Source organism: Qipengyuania sp. SM2507 (assembly GCF_053714505.1).
This window is the reverse complement of sequence record NZ_CM132307.1, coordinates 1889942-1908289: the sequence shown is the minus strand read 5'-3', so window position 1 is coordinate 1908289 and position 18348 is coordinate 1889942. Positions and strand designations below refer to the sequence as shown.

The 18348-nt window shown below is 66.9% G+C and carries 20 protein-coding genes; 14 read left to right on the top strand and 6 right to left on the bottom strand.

The genetic code is table 11. The features are described 5' to 3' along the window. Positions 1 to 24: 24 nt before the first annotated feature. Complete coding sequence (gene fsa / locus ACWIKC_RS09330) at positions 25 to 678, top strand: fructose-6-phosphate aldolase (protein WP_454597230.1); 654 nt, start codon at positions 25 to 27, stop codon at positions 676 to 678. A gap of 36 nt (positions 679 to 714) precedes the next feature. Beyond that, entirely contained in the window at positions 715 to 2538 is a 1824-nt protein-coding gene (gene cobT / locus ACWIKC_RS09325; protein ID WP_454597229.1) for a cobaltochelatase subunit CobT, read from the top strand. Here the strand turns inward: cobT and ACWIKC_RS09320 are convergent, their stop codons facing one another. Further along, complete coding sequence (locus ACWIKC_RS09320) at positions 2539 to 3069, bottom strand: DUF2306 domain-containing protein (RefSeq protein WP_454597228.1); 531 nt, start codon at positions 3067 to 3069, stop codon at positions 2539 to 2541. It abuts the gene before it with no gap. 96 nt (positions 3070 to 3165) lie between these two features. Between ACWIKC_RS09320 and ACWIKC_RS09315 the strand changes: the two genes are divergently transcribed. The 4 genes from ACWIKC_RS09315 (at position 3166) to ACWIKC_RS09300 (ending at position 7849) form a co-directional block, all read left to right on the top strand. Beyond that, positions 3166 to 3840 carry a nitroreductase gene (locus ACWIKC_RS09315; protein ID WP_454597227.1) on the top strand — a complete coding sequence of 225 codons (675 nt, stop codon included), beginning with the start codon at positions 3166 to 3168 and terminating at the stop codon, positions 3838 to 3840. Positions 3841 to 3890: 50 nt separating this feature from the next. Continuing rightward, complete coding sequence (gene cysS, locus ACWIKC_RS09310) at positions 3891 to 5378, top strand: cysteine--tRNA ligase (protein WP_454597226.1); 1488 nt, start codon at positions 3891 to 3893, stop codon at positions 5376 to 5378. 36 nt (positions 5379 to 5414) lie between these two features. Next, positions 5415 to 6353, top strand: a complete 939-nt coding sequence (locus ACWIKC_RS09305) for a D-2-hydroxyacid dehydrogenase (protein WP_454597225.1) — start codon at positions 5415 to 5417, stop codon at positions 6351 to 6353. A 62-nt stretch (positions 6354 to 6415) separates the two neighbouring features. Then, positions 6416 to 7849 carry an aldehyde dehydrogenase family protein gene (locus ACWIKC_RS09300; RefSeq protein WP_454597224.1) on the top strand — a complete coding sequence of 478 codons (1434 nt, stop codon included), beginning with the start codon at positions 6416 to 6418 and terminating at the stop codon, positions 7847 to 7849. Positions 7850 to 7887: 38 nt separating this feature from the next. Here ACWIKC_RS09300 and ACWIKC_RS09295 read toward each other — a convergent pair whose 3' ends face one another. Continuing rightward, positions 7888 to 8244 (bottom strand): hypothetical protein, encoded by a 357-nt coding sequence (locus ACWIKC_RS09295; protein ID WP_454597223.1) that lies wholly within the window; start codon positions 8242 to 8244, stop codon positions 7888 to 7890. Further along, on the bottom strand, positions 8234 to 8431 hold the full coding sequence (locus ACWIKC_RS09290; protein ID WP_454597222.1) for a hypothetical protein: 198 nt from the start codon (positions 8429 to 8431) through the stop codon (positions 8234 to 8236). Before ACWIKC_RS09290 ends, ACWIKC_RS09295 begins: the two co-directional genes overlap by 11 nt. A 133-nt stretch (positions 8432 to 8564) precedes the next feature. Here ACWIKC_RS09290 and ACWIKC_RS09285 point away from each other — a divergent pair, with 133 nt between their 5' ends. From ACWIKC_RS09285 to ACWIKC_RS09275, 3 genes are all read left to right on the top strand, one after another. After that, positions 8565 to 9215: a S24 family peptidase gene (locus ACWIKC_RS09285; protein WP_454597221.1), complete on the top strand. Its 651-nt coding sequence runs from the start codon at positions 8565 to 8567 to the stop codon at positions 9213 to 9215. A 114-nt stretch (positions 9216 to 9329) separates the two neighbouring features. Beyond that, the gene (locus ACWIKC_RS09280; RefSeq protein WP_454597220.1) at positions 9330 to 9722 is read left to right on the top strand and encodes a hypothetical protein; all 393 of its coding nucleotides are present in this window, start codon (positions 9330 to 9332) and stop codon (positions 9720 to 9722) included. Positions 9723 to 9845: 123 nt separating this feature from the next. Then, complete coding sequence (locus tag ACWIKC_RS09275) at positions 9846 to 10487, top strand: MBL fold metallo-hydrolase (RefSeq protein ID WP_454599476.1); 642 nt, start codon at positions 9846 to 9848, stop codon at positions 10485 to 10487. Positions 10488 to 10493: 6 nt separating this feature from the next. Here the strand turns inward: ACWIKC_RS09275 and ACWIKC_RS09270 are convergent, their stop codons facing one another. Next, entirely contained in the window at positions 10494 to 10901 is a 408-nt protein-coding gene (locus tag ACWIKC_RS09270) for an MAPEG family protein (RefSeq protein ID WP_454597219.1), read from the bottom strand. A 226-nt stretch (positions 10902 to 11127) separates the two neighbouring features. On the opposite strand from ACWIKC_RS09270, the gene rpmF reads away from it, so the two are divergent. The 5 genes from rpmF to ACWIKC_RS09245 all read left to right on the top strand — a co-directional run bounded on the left by rpmF (position 11128) and on the right by ACWIKC_RS09245 (position 14137). Beyond that, a complete protein-coding gene (rpmF, locus tag ACWIKC_RS09265) occupies positions 11128 to 11307 on the top strand; it encodes a 50S ribosomal protein L32 (protein ID WP_454597218.1) in 180 nt (59 codons plus the stop codon). Between the two features lie 22 nt (positions 11308 to 11329). Further along, positions 11330 to 12394, top strand: coding sequence for a phosphate acyltransferase PlsX (gene plsX, locus ACWIKC_RS09260; RefSeq protein ID WP_454597217.1), 1065 nt, complete (start codon positions 11330 to 11332; stop codon positions 12392 to 12394). Continuing rightward, complete coding sequence (locus ACWIKC_RS09255) at positions 12391 to 13356, top strand: beta-ketoacyl-ACP synthase III (protein ID WP_454597216.1); 966 nt, start codon at positions 12391 to 12393, stop codon at positions 13354 to 13356. Before plsX ends, ACWIKC_RS09255 begins: the two co-directional genes overlap by 4 nt. A 117-nt stretch (positions 13357 to 13473) precedes the next feature. Continuing rightward, complete coding sequence (locus ACWIKC_RS09250) at positions 13474 to 13770, top strand: integration host factor subunit alpha (protein ID WP_454597215.1); 297 nt, start codon at positions 13474 to 13476, stop codon at positions 13768 to 13770. A 4-nt stretch (positions 13771 to 13774) separates the two neighbouring features. Continuing rightward, positions 13775 to 14137 carry a MerR family transcriptional regulator gene (locus ACWIKC_RS09245; protein WP_454597214.1) on the top strand — a complete coding sequence of 121 codons (363 nt, stop codon included), beginning with the start codon at positions 13775 to 13777 and terminating at the stop codon, positions 14135 to 14137. Positions 14138 to 14140: 3 nt separating this feature from the next. Here ACWIKC_RS09245 and smc read toward each other — a convergent pair whose 3' ends face one another. Together smc and ACWIKC_RS09235 are read right to left on the bottom strand one after the other, a co-directional pair. Then, on the bottom strand, positions 14141 to 17563 hold the full coding sequence (gene smc, locus ACWIKC_RS09240) for a chromosome segregation protein SMC (RefSeq protein WP_454597213.1): 3423 nt from the start codon (positions 17561 to 17563) through the stop codon (positions 14141 to 14143). 27 nt (positions 17564 to 17590) lie between these two features. Then, complete coding sequence (locus ACWIKC_RS09235) at positions 17591 to 18343, bottom strand: DsbA family protein (RefSeq protein ID WP_454597212.1); 753 nt, start codon at positions 18341 to 18343, stop codon at positions 17591 to 17593. Positions 18344 to 18348: the final 5 nt, after the last annotated feature.

Here is an 18348-nt window from a genome sequence, read left to right as displayed (position 1 = left end):
CGCAACCCCCGGAGCGCTTGACCCATGAAATTCTTCGCCGACACCGCAGAGATCGACGCGATCGAGGAGCTGGCCGAAACCGGTCTGCTCGACGGGGTGACCACCAACCCCTCGCTGATCGCCAAGTCGGGGCGCGACTTCCTCGAGGTGACCAAGCAGATCTGCGCCATCGTCGATGGCCCGGTCAGCGCCGAGGTGGTCGCGCTCGATCACGCCACGATGATGAAAGAGGCCGAGATTCTGCGCAAGATCGCGGACAATGTCTGCATCAAGGTCCCGTTGACGATCGACGGGCTCAAGACCTGCCGCAAGCTCACCGAAGACGGCACCATGGTCAATGTGACGCTGTGCTTCTCCGCCAATCAGGCGCTGCTCGCGGCCAAGGCGGGTGCGACCTTCGTCTCGCCCTTCGTCGGGCGGCACGACGACAACGGTGCCAATGGCATGGAACTGATCCGCGACATCCGCACGATCTACGACAATTACGCCTTCGACACCCAGATCCTCGTCGCCAGCGTGCGCCACGCCACCCATGTGCTCGAAAGCGCGCTGATCGGCGCCGATGTCGCCACCATGCCGCCCAAGGTGATCATGGCGCTGGCGCAGCATGTGCTGACCGACAAGGGCATCGAGGGCTTCCTCGCCGACTGGAAGACCACCGGCCAGACCATCGGCTGACGCGCCCAAGCCCGACCAACGGATGACCGTACCCGAATGACCGACCAGACCCCCCTCGACCGTTTCAAGCAGGCGCTGACCGGGACCGCGCGCGCGCTGGCGCGCGAGGAAGAGGTCGAGGTCGCCTGGAGCGCGGACAACCCCTCATCCTCGGGCAAGAACTTCCGCGTGCCGCTGCCGGGGCGCAATGTGCCGGCCGACCAGGCGCGCGAAGCGCGCGGTTTCGCCGACAGTTTCGCGCTCAAGCTGCGCCACCATAACGAGGGCGTCCACGAGAGATCCGCGCCGCCCGAACCGATCGCGCGCGCCTGCTACGACGCGGTCGAGCAGGTCCGGTACGAGGCGCTGGGGACCACCCAATACGCCGGCATTCGCGCCAATCTCGACGCTGCGGTGGAGCTCAGGACCGCTTCCGACCCGATCGCCCGCGCCGACAGCGCCGACGAGGTTCCGCTGCCCACCGCGCTGTCGCTGATGCTGCGCGAGGCGCTGACCGGCGAAGCGATCCCCGAGCGCGCGCGCAAGGGCGTTGAATTGGTGCGCGACCATATCGAGGCCAAGGCGGGCGGCGACATGGCGGCGCTGGCCGAGAGCCTCGACGATCAGGCCTCCTTCCAGCGGCTCGCGCTCGACATGCTGCGCCATCTCGATCTCACCCTGCCGCAGGACGCTCCCGACGAGGGCGGCGAGGACGGCGACGAGGAGAATGGCGAGACCCCCGCGGACGAGGACGGCGCCGACGAGCAGGACGAAGGCGACGCCGAACCGCAAACCACCGAGATGGCGGGCGAGATGGCCGAGGGCGACGCCGATGGCGAAGCCGAGGAGGACATCGAGGGCGAGCAGGAAATGGGCGAGGGCGACCCATCCGACGAGGGCGAGGAAGGCATGCAGCCGGTCCGCCCCAACCGCCCTTGGACCGACGACCCGCTCGATTTCAACTACCGCCCCTACACCGAAGCCTTCGACGAGGTGATCGAGGCATCCGAACTGTGCGACCGCGAGGAGCTCGACCGGCTGCGGACCTATCTCGACAGCCAGCTGGCCGGATTGCAGGGCATCGTCACCCGCCTCGCCAACCGGCTCCAGCGGCGGCTCATGGCGCAGCAGAACCGCAGCTGGGACTTCGACCAGGAAGAAGGCATGCTCGACGCCGCGCGGCTGGCGCGGGTGGTGATCAGCCCGGGCCATTCGCTCAGTTACAAGAGCGAGCGCGAGACCCAGTTCAAGGACACGGTGGTGACCTTGCTGATCGACAATTCGGGCTCGATGCGCGGGCGACCGATCTCGATCGCGGCGATCAGTGCCGACATCATGGCGCGCACGCTGGAGCGCTGCGGGGTCAAGACCGAGATCCTCGGCTTCACCACCCGCGCGTGGAAGGGCGGGCAGAGCCGCGAGGCCTGGCTCGCCGACGGTCGTCCCGCTGAACCCGGTCGGCTCAACGATCTGCGCCATATCGTCTACAAGCAGGCCGACGAGCCATGGCGCCGCGCGCGCCGCAATCTCGGCCTGATGATGCGCGAAGGCCTGCTCAAGGAAAACATCGACGGCGAGGCGCTGCTGTGGGCGCACAACCGCCTGCTCACCCGTGCCGAGGACCGCCGCATCCTGATGGTCATCTCCGACGGCGCGCCGGTCGACGACAGCACGCTCTCGGTCAACCAGGCTGGCTATCTCGAAAGCCATTTGCGCAAGATGATCGGCTGGATCGAGAAACAGTCGCCGGTCCAGCTGGTCGCGATCGGCATCGGCCACGACGTGACCCGCTACTACAAGCGCGCGGTGACGATCATGGATGTCGAGCAGCTCGGCGGGACGATCATCGAACAGCTCGCGGGACTGTTCGAGGAGGAGTGATCAAGGCTTTAGCGCATAGCGGCGGCGCGGATCGCCCTTTGCCAGATAGCGCCCCACGAATGCCATCGCCGCGCCAAGGATAGCGGCGTTGGTCGCTAGGAAGGCGATCCAGAATTGCGTGGGTGTAAGCGTTTCGATCAGCCCGAAGCGCGGATTGGTCGTCAACTGGCTGAAGCCCGCCATCAGCAGACCGGCGTAGGAAAAGGTGAAGCGCATCTGATGGTTGCGCAGCCAGGCCGGATCGCGGGTGCTGTGCCATCTGACCAGTGCGAAGATACCGACCAGCGAGCTGGCGCCGCCGAGCAGGATGAACAGGTGGAAGAAGCCCCAACCGCTGTTTCCGAATTCCAGAACCGTTGCGGGCACAAACGCGACGACACCGGTAGTAACCAGCATCGCCGCCACATAGGCATAGGCCCAGCGCCGATGGCGTTGATCGCCTTTTGGCAGTAGGAAAACCACGGCACCCGTGATGATGGCGAGAACGGCCGCACTCAGGTGAATTTGCAGCAGGTGGCTCAGGTCTGGCATGGGATGCTCCTTCCTTGAACAAGGATACATCAACCGTATTGGTTATACAATACACCATGGGCTTGCAGTGCTGCGCAGGTCTGATACGCGCGTCGTATGCAGGTTACGCACGCTGTCCAGTCGCGCCGCTCGGTGCGCGCCTTTACCGATCAGCCGGTCGATCGCGACCTGCTCACCGGGATTCTCGAACAGGCGCAGCGCTCGCCCTCGGGGGGCAATGTCCAGCCGTGGAACGCTGTCCTGCTCACCGGCGCGCCGATGCAGGCCTTGTTCGACCGCGTGGCCTTGGAGTTCCCCAAGGGCCGCGCCGCGCTCCAGCCCGAATACGACATCTATCCCAAGGACCTCGACGGCGCCTACGAGCAGCGCCGCTTCGGGGTGGGCGAGGACATGTATGCCGCGCTCGGCATCACGCGCGAGGACAAGGCCAAACGGCTGATGTGGTTCGCGCAGAATTTCCGCGCTTTCGGCGCGCCGGTGCTGATGCTGGTCCACACCCCCAAATACATGGGGCCGCCGCAATGGTCGGATATCGGCATGTGGCTGCAGACGATGATGCTGCTGCTGCGCGAGGCGGGGCTCGATTCCTGTGCGCAGGAGGCCTGGGCCGCCTATTCGCCGCAGGTGCGCGAGATGGTCGATATCCCGGCGGACCACACCTTCTTCTGCGGGATGGCGATCGGCTATCGCGATGCGCAAGCGCCGGTGAACCGCTTCGAGGTCCAGCGCGCCCCGCTGGAGGAGAGCACACGCTGGGAGGGGTGGGGCTAGCGCGCGTCCCCGAGCTTGTCGAAGGGCGCGCACCGACCTATGCGGCGCGCATGACCGCACACACCCTCACGCTGTTCAACTCGCTCACCCGCGCGCTCGAACCCTTCGTCCCCGTCCACGAAGGAGAGGCACGCGTCTACAGCTGCGGTCCGACGGTCTACAACTACCCCCACATCGGCAATATGCGCGCCTATGTCTTTGCCGACACGCTCGGGCGCGCGCTCGAGTGGCAGGGGTACAAGCTCACCCATGTCATCAACATCACCGATGTCGGCCATCTCACCGACGATGGAGATGCGGGCGAGGACAAGCTCGAACTGGCCGCGGCAAAATCCGAGCAATCGATCTGGGATATCGCGCGCCACTACACCGATGCCTTCAAATCCGATGTCCGGGCGCTCAACATCCGCCAGCCTTCGCAATGGTCGGTGGCGACAGACTACATCGATCCGATGATCGAATTCGCCAAGAGCATCGCCGACAAGCATTGTTACGAGCTCGACTCCGGGCTCTATTTCGATGTCTCGACCGTGGCCGATTACGGCCGCCTCGCGCGCGCGGTGACCGAGGACGGAGCCGAGGAATCAAGGGGCCGCATCGACACCGTCGCGGGCAAACGCAACGCCGCCGATTTCGCGATCTGGCGCAAGACTCCCGCTGGCGAGACCCGCCAGATGGAATGGGATTCGCCCTGGGGCAAGGGCGCGCCGGGCTGGCATCTGGAATGCTCGGTGATGGGCGAGAAGCTGCTCGGCTTCCCGTTCGACATCCACACCGGCGGGATCGACCACCGCGAGATCCACCACCCCAACGAGATCGCGCAAAACCAGGCCTTCTGCGGCTGCGGCGGGCTCGACGACCCTGCGCATTCGGGTGCGCGCATCTGGATGCACAACAATTTCCTGATCGCCAGAAAAGACGAGGGCAGCTCGGGCAAGATGAGCAAATCCTCGGGCGAGTTCCTGCGCCTGCAATTGCTGATCGACCGCGGCTACCACCCGCTCGCCTACCGGATGATGTGCCTCCAGGCGCATTACCGCAGCGAGCTGGAATTCAGCTGGGAGGGGCTGGGCGCAGCGCTGACCCGGCTCAAGCGGCTGGTGATGCAGGTCGACAAGCTCAAGGCCGAACTCGCCGCCGGCAAGCAGCCCGAAGGCAGCTTCCCGCTGAGCGCGCAGGAGCGGCAGATGTTCGACGAGGCGATTGGCGGCGATCTCAACACCGCCGTGGTGCTGACCCAGCTCGAAACGCTGCTCGGCGCGAAGAAGACCCCCGCGGCCAAGCGCATCCAGGGGGTGCGGATCGCCGACCAGCTGCTTGGGCTCGACCTGCTCGAGCTGACCCGCGAGGACCTGCGCATTAACCCGGTGGCTGCCGAAATCGACGAGGCCGGAATCGCCGCGCTGATCAGCCGCCGCCAGCAGGCCCGCGCCGATAAGGACTTCTCCGCCTCCGACGCGATCCGCGACGAGCTCGCCGCCAAGCGGGTCGAGGTCATGGATGGCGATCCGCTCGGCTGGGAGTGGAAGCTGGATTGAGTTGCGGTTAGGGTCGTCGTCCAACAGGAGTACCGCATGACCACAGCCGTCCTTTCCGCCATGATCCGCCCGCTGGTCGAACCGCGCCTGCCCGACTGGGTCGAGGCCAAGTGGTTCGAGTCCAGGGAACAGGCGCTCGAGCTGGCGCCGCTTGCCGAGATCGGGTGGTTCGATTTTGCCCAGCACGCGCCGATGGCGGAGGTGGTTACCGCGGCTACCGGGCTCAAATGGCTCAACTCGATCTACGCCGGGCTCGATTTCCTGCCGCTCGATCTCTTGGCGCAGCGCGGCACTGTGGTGACCAATGGCGCAGGGATCAACGCGCTGACCATCGCCGAATATGTCGTCCTGCTGATGCTCGCGCACGCCAAGGGCTATGCCGAGGTGGTACGCGCGATGGATCGGCACGAGTGGCTGCTCGACAGCCCGGGCAAGCGCGAGCTGGCGGGCGAGCGGGTGCTCCTGCTCGGCATGGGGGCGATCGGCGCGCTGGTGAAGACGCGGCTCGATGCTTTCGACATGGAGGTCGTTCCGGTGCGCCGCTCGGGCGCCGACGGCGCGCTCAGGCCCGACGAATGGCGCGCGCGGCTGGGCGAATTCGACTGGGTCGTGCTGGCGGTCCCCTCGACGCCGGAAACGCGCCACATGATCGGGCCCGAGGAACTGGCGGCGATGAAATCCAGTGCGGTGCTGGTCAATATCGCGCGCGGCGATGTGGTCGATCAGCCCGCTCTGATCGAGGCGCTGCGAACAAAATCGATCGAGGCGGCGCTGCTCGATGTCACCGACCCCGAACCCTTGCCCGAAGACCACCCGCTGTGGGAGCTGGAGAACGCGCAGATCACCATGCACCTCTCGGGCCGCGCACAGACCAGGATGTTCCAGCGCAGCGCGGACCGCTTCATCGCCAATCTCGAACGCTGGAAGCGTGGCGAACCGGTCGAGCCGCGGCTCGACCTCGAACTGGGGTACTGAGAGCGTATAGCGGAACGCGGGCGGTATCCGCCGGGTTGATGTCGCAAAGGAGGAGCTTCCCCATGCCCAAGCTCAAGGACACCTACCCGCTCTATCTCAACAACCGGGCCGAGCAGCCCAACACCGATCTCGCGGTGACCGACAAATACAGCGGCGAGATCGCCTTTCGCACCGCGCTGGCTTCCCCCGCAATCATCGACGCGGCGATCGCCGGCGCCGCACGCGCGGCGGAGCCGATGGCGCGTCTGGGGAGCTATCAGCGCAAGGCGGTGCTCGATCACTGCGTAACGCGGTTCGAGGAACGCGCCGAGGAGCTGGCCTATGCGCTCTGCGTCGAGGCGGGCAAGCCGATCAAGGACTCCGAGGGCGAGGTCGCGCGGCTGATCGACACCTTCCGCATCGCCGCCGAGGAATCGGTCCGGCTCGGCGGCGAGGTGATGCCGCTCGATATCTCCGAACGCGCGGCGGGCTATCAGGCGATCTGGAAGCGCGTGCCCGTGGGGCCCTGCAGTTTCATCAGTCCGTTCAACTTCCCGCTCAACCTCGCCGCGCACAAGATCGCCCCGGCGCTCGCAGTCGGCTGCCCCTTCGTGCTCAAGCCCGCCAGCAAGACCCCGCTGGGCGCGCTGATCATCGGCGAGGTGCTGGCCGAGACCGATCTGCCCGAGGGCGCCTTCTCCATCCTCCCGGCCAGCCGCGACGGCGCCGATCTGTTCACCACCGACGAGCGGCTCAAGCTGCTCTCCTTCACCGGCTCGGGCGAGGTCGGCTGGGCGCTGAAGGCGCGCGCGGGCAAGAAGAAGGTCGTCCTCGAACTGGGCGGCAACGCCGCGGTGGTGATCGACGAGGATGCCGATCTTGAGGATGCGGTCGACCGCGTCATCACCGGCGCCTTCTACCAGTCGGGGCAGAGCTGCATCAGCGTCCAGCGGATCCTGGTGCACGAAGCGGTCTACGATAGATTTCGCGACATGCTGATCGAGCGCACGAAGAAGCTGGTCGCGGGCGACCCCAAGGATCGCAACACCTTCATCGGACCGATGATCGACGACGACGAGGCCGAGCGGCTCAAGAGCTGGATCGACGAGGCGGTTGATGGCGGCGCGACGCTGCTGTGCGGCGGGGCGCGCGACGGGCGGATGCTCGAGGCGACGCTGCTCGAGAATGTCGACAGAGGCGCCAAGGTGGTCAACGAGGAGGCCTTCGGCCCGGCCGCGGTGCTGATGAAGTTCGAGAGTTTCGAAGCGGCGCTGGCGGAGGTCAACCGCAGCGAATTCGGGCTGCAGGCGGGGATATTTACCCGCGACCTGTTCAAGGTGCTCGACGCCTGGGACCGGGTCGAATGCGGCGGTATCTGCATCAACGAGGTGCCCAGCTTCCGCGTCGACTCCATGCCCTATGGCGGGGTCAAGAACTCGGGGCTGGGGCGCGAGGGCGTGCGCTTCGCGATGGAGGACATGACCGAAATTCGCAGCCTGGTAATCCGCCGCAACTGACGCTGCTTGGGCGGGATGGGGCAGCAGCGCGGCGCTGCTCACGCCTCCTCCAGCAGCAGCAATTCGCACCCCACCACCAATTGCTGCCCGGGCAACAGGCGATGCTCGACCTCGCTCACCGTGGCATCGGCGACCAACTGGCCGGGGATGGCGAATTCGTGCTCGGGAAGCGCCGCGACGAAGCGCTCGCCCGCCGCCACCGCCTCGGGCCCGGCGAAGCGCAGCGAGAGCGCGTGGCGGGTGCCCGCGAAGGTGATGCTGGCCCAGGCCTTCTCGCGATGGACCAGCACCTCGCCGCGCTGTTCGGCCAGCGCCAGGAGCGCGTCGCGCAGCCGGTCGGTTGTGGAGCGCCGCGCGAGCTTGGGCGGGTGGAGCGGGGCGGATTCACTCGCCATGCGCGGCCTCCTTTCCGGCGCGATAACCCTCCATGAACGAGAGCACCCGTGCCGCCATGAAGCCACGCGGCTCGCGCCCCATCCTGAGATCGAGCACGAAGCGCGGATCGCTCGCCGCGAGCCGCCCGAATTTGGTGGCGGGGATATCCTGCTCGCGGAGGAATTTTTCGACGGATCGGATCAGCATGGCACTCCCTCGGGGCTTGGCGATTCGCGGTTTGCGTTCGCCGTTTGTTCCAGCCGAAATCCAACTTGTCTAGGAAAAATCCTATGCTATAGGAATTGTCGATGTCGGGTTCGACAAGTGCCGAGGAAAGCCGTTGGTCGAAATTCAGGATGATTCCGGGCCGGAGCGCGCCCGACTGCTCGAACTGGCGCAGGCCAGCCGCGCCAGCCTGGCCTCGCTGTCCGCGATGCTCGGTCGCAACCCGAGCTACCTCCAGCAATTCGTCCGCAAGGGCTCGCCCCGCCGGCTCGAGGAGCGCGATCGCCAGCGGCTGGCCGAATTCTTCGGCGTTTCGGAAGGCGAACTGGGCGCGCCCGCGCGAGTTTCCCGCAGAACGGCAGCGGAGGAATTCCTCGCGGTCCCGCGGCTCCCGCTCGATGCCTCGGCAGGGCCGGGTGCGGTCGGGACGGAGGAAATTTCCTTCGACAGCTTCCGCTTCTCGCGCCGCTGGCTGCGCGAAATGGGGCTGGAGGGCGCGGATCTCTCCGCGATCAGGGTCGAGGGCGATTCGATGGAGCCGGTGCTGCGCAGCGGCGACGAGATTTTCGTCGATCGCAACAAGCGCGCCGGCGAGGGTATCCATGTCGTCCGCATCGGCGACGCTCTCCACGTCAAGCAGATCCAGGCCAGCGCCCCCGACCGGATCAAGCTGGTCAGCGCCAACGATGCCTACCCCCCGATCGAACTGGCGCGCGAGGAGGTGGAGATCATCGGCCGCGTGGTGTGGAAGGGCGGGCGGATCTGATCGCGATTGCGGGTTTTGGCGATCCGGGTGGGCCGGAACGTTCCCGGCAGGCTCTCGTAAGTCAGGTATCCGGCTCGCGGGTGGGCGCGAACCCTTGCCTAAAGGAACATCGCCATGAAGAATTTCTCCCTTCCCGCCGCCTTCCCGGCCATCGCCGCAGCCACCGTCATGCTCGCCGGATGCACCACCTATGGGTCTGACCCGCTCGGCGGAATTTTCGGCGGCGATCCCTATCGCAACGATGAATATCGCGACGGCCGTTACGGAGCCGATTCCCGATCCGACCCGTATGGAACGGGCTACAGCAACGATTTCGAACGCGCTGCCTTCAACGCCTGCGGCCAACAGGCCACGCGCTATGGTCGCGTGGCCATCGATCGGGTCGACCAGGTCACGCGAGATTCGGTGCGCGTGGTTGGCCGGACCGATTCGCGCGATCGCCGCCGCGACGAATTCACCTGCACCTTCCGCAGCGACGGGCGGGTGATCGACTTCCGCGTTTACTGACCGGCTGCGATTGGGGGCGGGGCGCAAGGCGGCGTCCGGCTGCACCCGTTGCAAAGCGCGGGCGCGTCCGCCATCTGAGTTGCCATGACCGATATTTCCAACCAGCCGCCGACCACACCGCCGATGAAAGCCGGTATCGTCCCGGTCACGCCGCTGCAGCAGAATTGCTCGCTGATCTGGTGCACCGCGACCAACAAGGGTGCGCTGATCGATCCCGGCGGCGATCTCGATAAGCTCAAGGCGGCGGTGAAGCAGTCCGGGGTGGAACTGGAGAAGATCCTGATCACCCATGGCCATCTCGACCATTGCGGCGAGGCTGGGATTCTCGCCAAGGAACTCGGCCTGCCGATCGAGGGCCCGCATGAGGACGACCGCTTCTGGATCAGCCGCCTCGCCGAGGACGGCAGGAAATACGGCGTCAACGGCCAGGTGTTCGAGCCCGATCGCTGGCTGGTGGATGGCGACACCGTCACCGTTGGCGAGCTGGTGCTCGAGGTCATCCATTGCCCCGGCCACACGCCCGGCCATGTCGTGTTCTTCCACCGCCCGAGCAAATTCGCGGTGGTCGGCGATGTATTGTTCCAGGGGAGCATCGGGCGGACCGATTTCCCAATGGGCAATCACCAGGATCTGATCGACGCGATCACCGGCAAGCTGTGGCCGCTGGGCGACGATGTGACCTTCATCCCCGGGCACGGCCCGACCAGCACCTTTGGGCAGGAGCGCAAGACCAACGCCTTCGTCAGCGATTATGCGCTCGCCTGAGCGCGGCTAGATCACCCGCAGCGCGACCAGCGTCGCGGCGATAGCGAGGCCGAGCAGGGTGAGCATCGTCACCAGCGTCCCGATCTTGCGCGGCAGGGTGGGTGCCTCGCCATCCATACCGAAGCCATGCGCCACCCGGCCGAGCATATAGGCCGCGGCCACGAAGGCGAGCCACTGGTCGCCTTTGCCCGCCAGTTCGATGGCGGCAATCAGCACCAGCACGAAACCGGTGTTCTCCACGAAATTGAGCTGCGCGCGCATCCGCCGGGTAAGCGGCCCACCGGCATCGTCGCCGTGGACCAGCTTGGTCATCCCGCGCATCTGCCCGACCCGGACCGCGAGCCAAAGATTGATCAGCGCCGCCGCCGCAGCAGCGGTCAGCGTTACCGGCAGGAATATTGTTGCGCCGTCCATGGTGTTCGCCCCTCGTTGATACCGCTTTGAGATAGTCGACCCTGCGAAGGCGAACAACACTCGCAATGCCGCTATCAACCGCTTGCAACCGGACAGAATGTCGTTATAGCGCGCTTCTTCACCGTCACAGGTTGGATTTTTCGGTCTGACGCACACTTGTGCGTTGCCGGACCGTCCTCTAGGGCGGCCACCAACCATTTAGATTTGTTGAGGAACAGGTGCCGCCATGGCCGTCCCCAAAAGAAAAGTATCGCCCCACCGCCGCGGCAACCGCCGTTCGCATGATTCGCTCAAGGTCGAGGCTCATCACGAGTGCTCCAACTGTGGCGAGTTGAAGCGTCCGCACAATCTGTGCGCACATTGCGGGCATTACAACGGTCGCGAGATCGTCGCCGTCGGTCTCTGACCGTAACCAACCGGAGCACGTCATGAATCTTCCGCGTATCGCCGTCGACGCGATGGGCGGTGATGAAGGCGTGCGCGTGATGGTTGAAGGCGCGGCGCTTGCGCGGCGCCGACACGACCGCTTCAAATTCCTGCTCGTCGGCGACGAGTCCCAGATCAAGTCGGCGCTCGACAACCATCCCGGTATGAGCGGCGCATCCGAAATCCTCCATTGCGAGGATGTGGTCGGCGGCGATGAGAAGCCCAGCAAGGCGCTGCGTCGCGCCAAGACCACCAGCATGGGCCTCGCGGTCGATGCGGTGAAGCAGGGTCTCGCCGGCGCCGCGGTCAGCGGGGGCAACACCGGCGCGCTGATGGCGATGAGCAAGCTCGCCCTGCGCACCATGCCCGGCCTCGACCGTCCCGCATTGGCGGCCCTGCTCCCCACCCTTACCGATGACGATGTCATCATGCTCGACCTTGGCGCGAACAGCGAAGGCAATTCGCGCAATCTCGTGCAATTCGCGATCATGGGTGCCGCCTATTCGCGGATCGTCAGCGGCCGCGAACGCCCGCGCGTACGCCTGCTCAATATCGGTACCGAGGAAAACAAGGGCACCGAGGACATCCAGGACGCCGCCAACCGGCTGCGGGCCGCAACCGGGCTTGCGCTCGATTTCGAAGGCTTCGTCGAGGCGGACAAGATCAACCGCGGCGAATGCGACGTGGTGGTGACCGACGGTTTTTCCGGCAATATCGCGCTGAAAGCGATCGAGGGAACCGCGCGCTTCGTCACCGATCTGCTCAAGCAGGCCTTCTCCTCGTCGATTCGCTCGAAGGTCGGCTTCCTCGTCTCGCGGCCGGCGACCGAATTGCTGCGCCACCATCTCGACCCGAACAACCACAATGGCGCGGTCTTCCTCGGCCTCAACGGCGTGGTGGTGAAGAGTCACGGCAGCGCCAACGCCAAGGGCGTGGCCAATGCGGTCGAAGTTGCCGCGCGGCTGCTCGAGGACGACATCACCAACCGCATCGCCCATGATCTGGCCGAACTCGGCGATCTGGGCGGCAATGGGAACGGCTCGGCAGCCGGTATCGCGGCGAAATGATTCGATCGGTCCTGCGGGGGACGGGCTCGGCCCTGCCCAGAAATTGCGTTACCAATGCCCAGTTGGCCGAGCGGGTCGACACCAGCGACGACTGGATCGTCGAGCGGACCGGCATTCGCCAGCGCTATATCGCCGGGGAGGGGGAAACCACCTCGACCCTCGCCATCGAGGCGGCGCGCAACGCGCTCGAAGCGGCTGGCGTGGAGGCGAGCGAGATCGGCCTGATCATCCTCGCTACCGCCACCCCCGACTATACTTTCCCCGCCACCGCGACGCAGGTCCAGCAGGCGCTGGGCTGCCGCGGCGGGATCGCCTTCGACGTCCAGGCGGTCTGCTCGGGCTTTCTCTACGCGATGGGGACCGCCGATTCGCTCCTGCGCACCGGCATGGCGAAGAAGGCGCTGGTGATCGGCGCCGAGACCTTTAGCCGTATCCTCGACTGGGAGGATCGCACCACCTGCGTGCTGTTCGGCGACGGCGCCGGCGCGGTGGTGCTCGAAGCGCAGGACGTCGCGGAAGACGGCCCCGGCATCCTCGCCACCCGGCTCCACGCCGATGGCGAGCATTGCGACCTGCTCCATGTCGATGGCGGCCCCTCGAGCACCGGCACCGTCGGCAAGCTGCGGATGAAAGGCCGCGAGGTGTTTCGTCACGCGGTGGTCAATCTAGCCGAGGTGCTTGGCGAGGTGCTCGCCGATGTCGACATGGGAATCGACGCGGTCGACTGGGTCGTTCCGCATCAGGCCAATGCCCGAATTCTCGACGCCACTGCCCGCAAACTGGGCCTGCCCGCCGAACGCGTGATCGTCACCGTCGACCGCCACGCCAACACCTCGGCGGCCTCGGTGCCGCTCGCGCTCGACGTCGCGGTTCGCGATGGGCGCATCAAGCCCGGCGATCTGGTGATGTTCGAAGCGATGGGCGGCGGCTTCACCTGGGGTGCCTCGCTCGTTCGGATGTGAGGATTTCTTCGCTTTTCGCGGCGAAATCAGCACTATCCGTTGCGTGTATCCTCAGCAGGGTCTAGTTCTGCAACTGGGTTTCGTGTGGGTCGCGCTTGGACTTTAGGAGGATGCGATATGCGTTCGGTGGGCACGCTCACTCGCGCCGATCTGGCAGAGACAATCAATCGCAAAATGGGGCTCTCGCGGGCCGAATCGCTCGAGATCGTGGAATCGATTCTGGCCAAGATGTGCGGCGCATTGTCCGATGGCGAGAATGTGAAGGTCTCCGGCTTCGGCAGCTTCGTGTTGCGTGACAAGAAGGAACGCGTCGGCCGCAATCCGAAAACCGGGGTGGAAGTGCCGATCACCCCGCGCCGGGTGCTGACCTTCCGCGCCAGCCAACTGCTCAAGGACCGCATCGCAAAGGAATAGCGCAATGGCCGATTTCGACGATGGCAAGGAAAGCGGCGCTCTGCGCACCATCGGCGAGGTCGGGCAGGCGCTCGGCATCAAGCCTCATGTGCTGCGCTACTGGGAGCAGCAGTTCCCCATGCTCGAACCGCTCAAGCGCAGCGGCGGTCGGCGCTATTACCGCGCGGAGGATGTCGCTCTGGTCGAACGCATCGACCGGCTGGTCAATCGCGAGGGCTATACGCTCAAGGGCGCCAAGGCGGCGATAGTCGGCGCGCCCGACCCGCAGGCGGCGGCGCAGGCTCCCGCTCCGCGCTCCGATGGCGAGGAAATCCTGCCGCAGCTAAAAGCCATTCGCGACCGGCTCGAGCGCGCGCTCGCAGCCTGAGACTTACTCGGCGGCGAGCAGTTCCTCCGCCGCGCCAAGATCGACGCTCACCAACCGGCTCACCCCCTGCTCGACCATGGTCACGCCGAACAGGCGGTGCATCCGGCTCATGGTCACCGCATTGTGGGTGACGATGAGATAGCGGGTCGCAGTTTCCTTCACCATGGCGTCGAGCAGGTCGCAGAAGCGGTCGATATTGGCATCGTCTAGCGGGGCATCGACCTCGTCGAGCACGCAGATCGGTGCGGGGTTGGTGAGGAACAGGGCGAAAATCAGCGCGATTGCGGTCAGCGCCTGCTCGCCCCCCGAGAGCAGGGTCAGCGACTGGAGGCGCTTGCCCGGCGGCTGGGCGTAGATCTCGAGCCCCGCCTCGAGCGGGTCGTCGCTGTCGATCAACGCAAGATGCGCCTGACCCCCTTCGAACAATTGCGTGAACAACCGGCGGAAATGGGTATCGACCCGCTCGAACGCGTCGCGCAATCGCTCGCGCCCTTCGCGGTTGAGGCTGCCGATCGAGCCGCGCAGCCGGCTGACCGCCTCGGCCAGTTCCGCCTGTTCCTCGGTGCTCGCCCCGTGTTCGGCCTCGACCCGCGCGAGTTCCTCGGCGGCGACGAGATTGACCGGGCCGATCCGCTCGCGGCTGGCGGTGAGGCGGTCCATGTCCTCGCTCTCGGCCTCGGCGGAACTTATCGCCTGCGCGTCGAAGCCGAAGCTGTCGGGAAGGTGCGGGGGCGGGCACTGGAAGCGTTCGCCCGATGTCCGCGCCATCTCGACGCGGCGGGCATCCTGGCTCTCGGCGCGCGCGGCGAGGCCGGCACGTTTCTCGCGCGCCTCGGCCAGCGCCTCGTTGGCGGCGGCAAAGGCGCGGTCGGCGGAAGTCGCGGCGTCCTGCGCCTTGGCGAGCGCGGCCTCGGCCTGCGCCAGACCTTCCGACAGCCGCGCGCGGACGGCATCGCCCTGTTCGATCTCGCGCATCAGACCTTCGGGCTTGGCCGCGACGACCGCGCGCTCCTCGTCGATTTGCTCGAGCCGCTGCGCCATGTCGGCCATCCGCCGCGCGGCCTCGCTCGAGCGCGCTTCCCAATTGGCCATGTCCGAGCGCTGCGCCGCGTTCCGCTCGCGCGCCACCGCCAGCGCCTGATCGTGCGCGGCGAGATCGGCCGCCGCCGCCTGAACGCCGGACCGCGCCGCTTCGTTGCGCGCCCGCGCGGTGTCGAGCGTCGCGCGACCGGTCGCGGGGTCGGGCAGCGCGGTGCGTTTCGCCTCCGACGTTGCCACATCCGTTTTTGCCGCTCCGAGCAATTCGCCCAGCTCGGCCTGCGCGCGGTCGAGTTCGGCACGCCGCGCGGCCATCCGCTCGCGCGCGGCCTCCGCCTGATCGAGCGCGCGCAGCTTCTGTCGCTCGTCTTCCGACACCCGGGCCAGCTCGCGCTCGGCGGCGACAAGCTCGCGCTGCAGCGTGGCGAGGTCCTCCTGCGCCTGCACCTGCGCGGCATCCGCCTGTTCGACCGCAGAGCGCAGCGCCGGAAGCGACTCGGCAAGCTCGGCATGGCGGTTTTCCGCTTCAAGCCGAGCGGCTTCGGCGGCGCCTTCTCCGCGCGCCACGAATCCGTCCCAGCGGCGCAGAGAGCCATCGGTGGTCACCAGCCATTCGCCCGGAGCGAGTGTACGCCCGTCGTCGGCCTCGACGACATGGACCAGCGCCAGCCGCGCCGCGAGTTGGGCGGGGCAATCGCCGACCTTGTCGGCAAGGCTGTCCGCGACCGGCGCGGGGGCGGCTCTGCCGGTCCAGAAACGGCCTTCCTCGCTGCTGGCGGGATCGCCGAGCAGCGCCTTGCTGTCGCGGCCCAGCACCGCAGCGAGCGCGCGCTCGTAACCCTTGGCAGCGCGCAGACCGTCGATCGCCTGCTTGCGACCCTGCCGCTTATCCGCGGCCTTGGCCCGCGCCTCGCGGTCGCGGTCGAGCGCCGCGAATTCGCGTTCGACCCCTGTGAGTTCCGCCCGCGCCGAGGACAGCGCGCTCGCCGCATCGTCGCGCGCCTGCTGCAGTTCCGCCTTGCGCGTCTGCATGGCCGCGATTGTCTGCTGGCGCGCTTCGCGCTCGGCGCTGGCGGTTTCCGCAGCCTCGCGCGCTGCAGCGACATCGGTGCCCGCATCCTCCCGCTCCAACGCCTCGCCCTGCTCGGTCAGCCTCCGGCGGTCTGCCTCGAGCCGGTCGAGCCGCGCGCGCGCCTGCGCGATCTCGGCCTCTACCACGCGCCATTCGGCCTCGGTCCCGGCATTGTCCGCAGTGGCCTTGGCGAGCGCGAGCTCGGCGGCGCGCGCTGCGCGCTCGGCCTCCTCGGCGCGCGCGGCCAGCGCCGGGCGCCGCTCCTCGTCCTCGGCCAATGCCTTGCGACTGGCCTCCAGTTCGGTCTTGAGCTTGCCCAGCGCCTCGGCGGCATCGCGCGTCAGCCTATCGGCATCGCCGCGGTCCTCTTCCAGCCGGGTCTTCTGGCGGTCGAGATCGCGGAGCCGCTGCTCCGCCGCCTCTAGCTGGCCCGTGAGTGCCGCCATCCGGTGGCCATGCGCGGTGGCATCGTCGCGCCGGTCGGTCAGTTCCTCGCGCGCTCCGGACAGCGTCTGCGCGGCTTCATGCTGCGCCTTCTGCGCGGCGTCGGCGGCGCGTTTGCTCTCCTCGACTCGCAGATCGGCCTGCGCCGCTTCGGCCTTGGCGGCCTCGGCAGCACTGGCGGCATCGCGCCAGCGGGCGAAAACCAGCCGTGCCTCGGCGGTTCGTATCTCGGTCGAGAGCGCGGTGTAGCGCTCGGCCTGTTTGGCCTGGCGGCGCAGCGAGGCGATCTGGCTGTCGAGCCCGGCGGCCAGATCCTCCAGCCGGGCCAGATTGGCCTCGGTCTGGCGCAGCTTGCTCTCGGCATCGCGGCGGCGGACGTGGAGCCCGGCGATCCCCGCGGCCTCCTCGAGCATCTGGCGGCGTTCGGCGGGCTTGGCGGCAATCACCTGCGCGATCTTGCCCTGGCTCACCAGCGCGGGCGAATGCGCCCCGGTGGCGGCATCGGCGAAGGTCAGCGCGACATCTTTGGCGCGCACGTCCTGCCCGTTGACGCGATAGGCCGAACCCGCGCCGCGCTCGATCCGGCGGATGACCTGCAGTTCCTCGCCATCGCCGGTCTGGCCGTTCAGCACGACCTCGGCAAAGTCGCGCGGCGGGCGCGACTGGGTGCCGGCGAAGATGACATCCTCCATCCCGCCCGAGCGCATCGATTTGGGCGAGTTCTCGCCCATCACCCAGCGGATCGCCTCGAGCAGGTTGGACTTGCCGCAGCCATTGGGGCCGACGACGCCGGTCAGCCCGGGTTCGATGCGCAGTTCTGCCGGTTCGACGAAGCTCTTGAAGCCGCTGAGCTTGAGCTTGCTGAGGAGCATCGCCGATCCGCTACCCCGCGCGGGCTGTTACCTGGCGCCAGCGCGCTGGAGCACGGGTTCGAGATCCTGCCAGCGATTGACCGCGTCGAGCTTGCTGCCGTTGACGAAGAAGGTCGGGGTGCCGGTGACTCCCAGATCGTTCGACTGCTGGGTGGAATTGTCGGCGATGGTCGTCATGGCGGCAAAATCGGCGAGGCAGCTGCGCGCCTGGTCCTCGGAAATTCCGCGCGCTGCGAAGAAGTCGTAGAAGCCCGCGACATCGGCGGCTGCGACGAAGCGCTGGTCTTCGGGCAGCGCCAGTGCCTGCTGGAATTGTTGCTCCCGCTCGAACACGGGGCCAAGCACCGACTGCAGGTTCTTCCATACTTGGTCGGACAGCGGATGATAGGTCTCGTCCGCGCCGCAGCGCACCAGCTGCGCCAGCATCAGGTCATGCGGGCCGTGGATCTGGTTGCGCAGCTCGAAGCTTACCCGACCGGTGTTGACGTATTCTTCCTTGAGCTGGTCGGCGCCATCCTGTGCAAAAGCGGCGCAGGCGGGGCAGGTCAGCGAGGCATATTCCATCACCTTGATCGGCGCGTCGGGATTGCCGAGCAGATAGCCGTCGGATTCGGTGACGGTGACGAGATCGCTCCACTGCTGACCCTCGGGTGCGGGGACTTCGGCGATCGGCTCGCCCTCGAGGCTGCCGGTCTCTTCCGCGCCCGATCCGCAGGCGGAGAGCGCCAGCGCGAGCGGGAGGGCGAATGCGGCGAGAAACGGCGAGCGGCTTGCGGTCATCGAGG

Coding starts and splice junctions, on each gene's coding strand:
- ACWIKC_RS09235 (WP_454597212.1), bottom strand. CDS start 18,343: ATGACCGCAAGCCGCTCGCCGTTTCTCGCCGCATTCGCCCTCCCGCTC.
- fsa (WP_454597230.1), top strand. CDS start 25: ATGAAATTCTTCGCCGACACCGCAGAGATCGACGCGATCGAGGAGCTG.
- ACWIKC_RS09275 (WP_454599476.1), top strand. CDS start 9,846: ATGAAAGCCGGTATCGTCCCGGTCACGCCGCTGCAGCAGAATTGCTCG.
- ACWIKC_RS09255 (WP_454597216.1), top strand. CDS start 12,391: ATGATTCGATCGGTCCTGCGGGGGACGGGCTCGGCCCTGCCCAGAAAT.
- ACWIKC_RS09320 (WP_454597228.1), bottom strand. CDS start 3,069: ATGCCAGACCTGAGCCACCTGCTGCAAATTCACCTGAGTGCGGCCGTT.
- cysS (WP_454597226.1), top strand. CDS start 3,891: ATGACCGCACACACCCTCACGCTGTTCAACTCGCTCACCCGCGCGCTC.
- ACWIKC_RS09270 (WP_454597219.1), bottom strand. CDS start 10,901: ATGGACGGCGCAACAATATTCCTGCCGGTAACGCTGACCGCTGCTGCG.
- ACWIKC_RS09280 (WP_454597220.1), top strand. CDS start 9,330: ATGAAGAATTTCTCCCTTCCCGCCGCCTTCCCGGCCATCGCCGCAGCC.
- ACWIKC_RS09300 (WP_454597224.1), top strand. CDS start 6,416: ATGCCCAAGCTCAAGGACACCTACCCGCTCTATCTCAACAACCGGGCC.
- plsX (WP_454597217.1), top strand. CDS start 11,330: ATGAATCTTCCGCGTATCGCCGTCGACGCGATGGGCGGTGATGAAGGC.
- ACWIKC_RS09315 (WP_454597227.1), top strand. CDS start 3,166: ATGCAGGTTACGCACGCTGTCCAGTCGCGCCGCTCGGTGCGCGCCTTT.
- ACWIKC_RS09295 (WP_454597223.1), bottom strand. CDS start 8,244: ATGGCGAGTGAATCCGCCCCGCTCCACCCGCCCAAGCTCGCGCGGCGC.
- rpmF (WP_454597218.1), top strand. CDS start 11,128: ATGGCCGTCCCCAAAAGAAAAGTATCGCCCCACCGCCGCGGCAACCGC.
- ACWIKC_RS09245 (WP_454597214.1), top strand. CDS start 13,775: ATGGCCGATTTCGACGATGGCAAGGAAAGCGGCGCTCTGCGCACCATC.
- ACWIKC_RS09305 (WP_454597225.1), top strand. CDS start 5,415: ATGACCACAGCCGTCCTTTCCGCCATGATCCGCCCGCTGGTCGAACCG.
- smc (WP_454597213.1), bottom strand. CDS start 17,563: ATGCTCCTCAGCAAGCTCAAGCTCAGCGGCTTCAAGAGCTTCGTCGAA.
- cobT (WP_454597229.1), top strand. CDS start 715: ATGACCGACCAGACCCCCCTCGACCGTTTCAAGCAGGCGCTGACCGGG.
- ACWIKC_RS09290 (WP_454597222.1), bottom strand. CDS start 8,431: ATGCTGATCCGATCCGTCGAAAAATTCCTCCGCGAGCAGGATATCCCC.
- ACWIKC_RS09250 (WP_454597215.1), top strand. CDS start 13,474: ATGCGTTCGGTGGGCACGCTCACTCGCGCCGATCTGGCAGAGACAATC.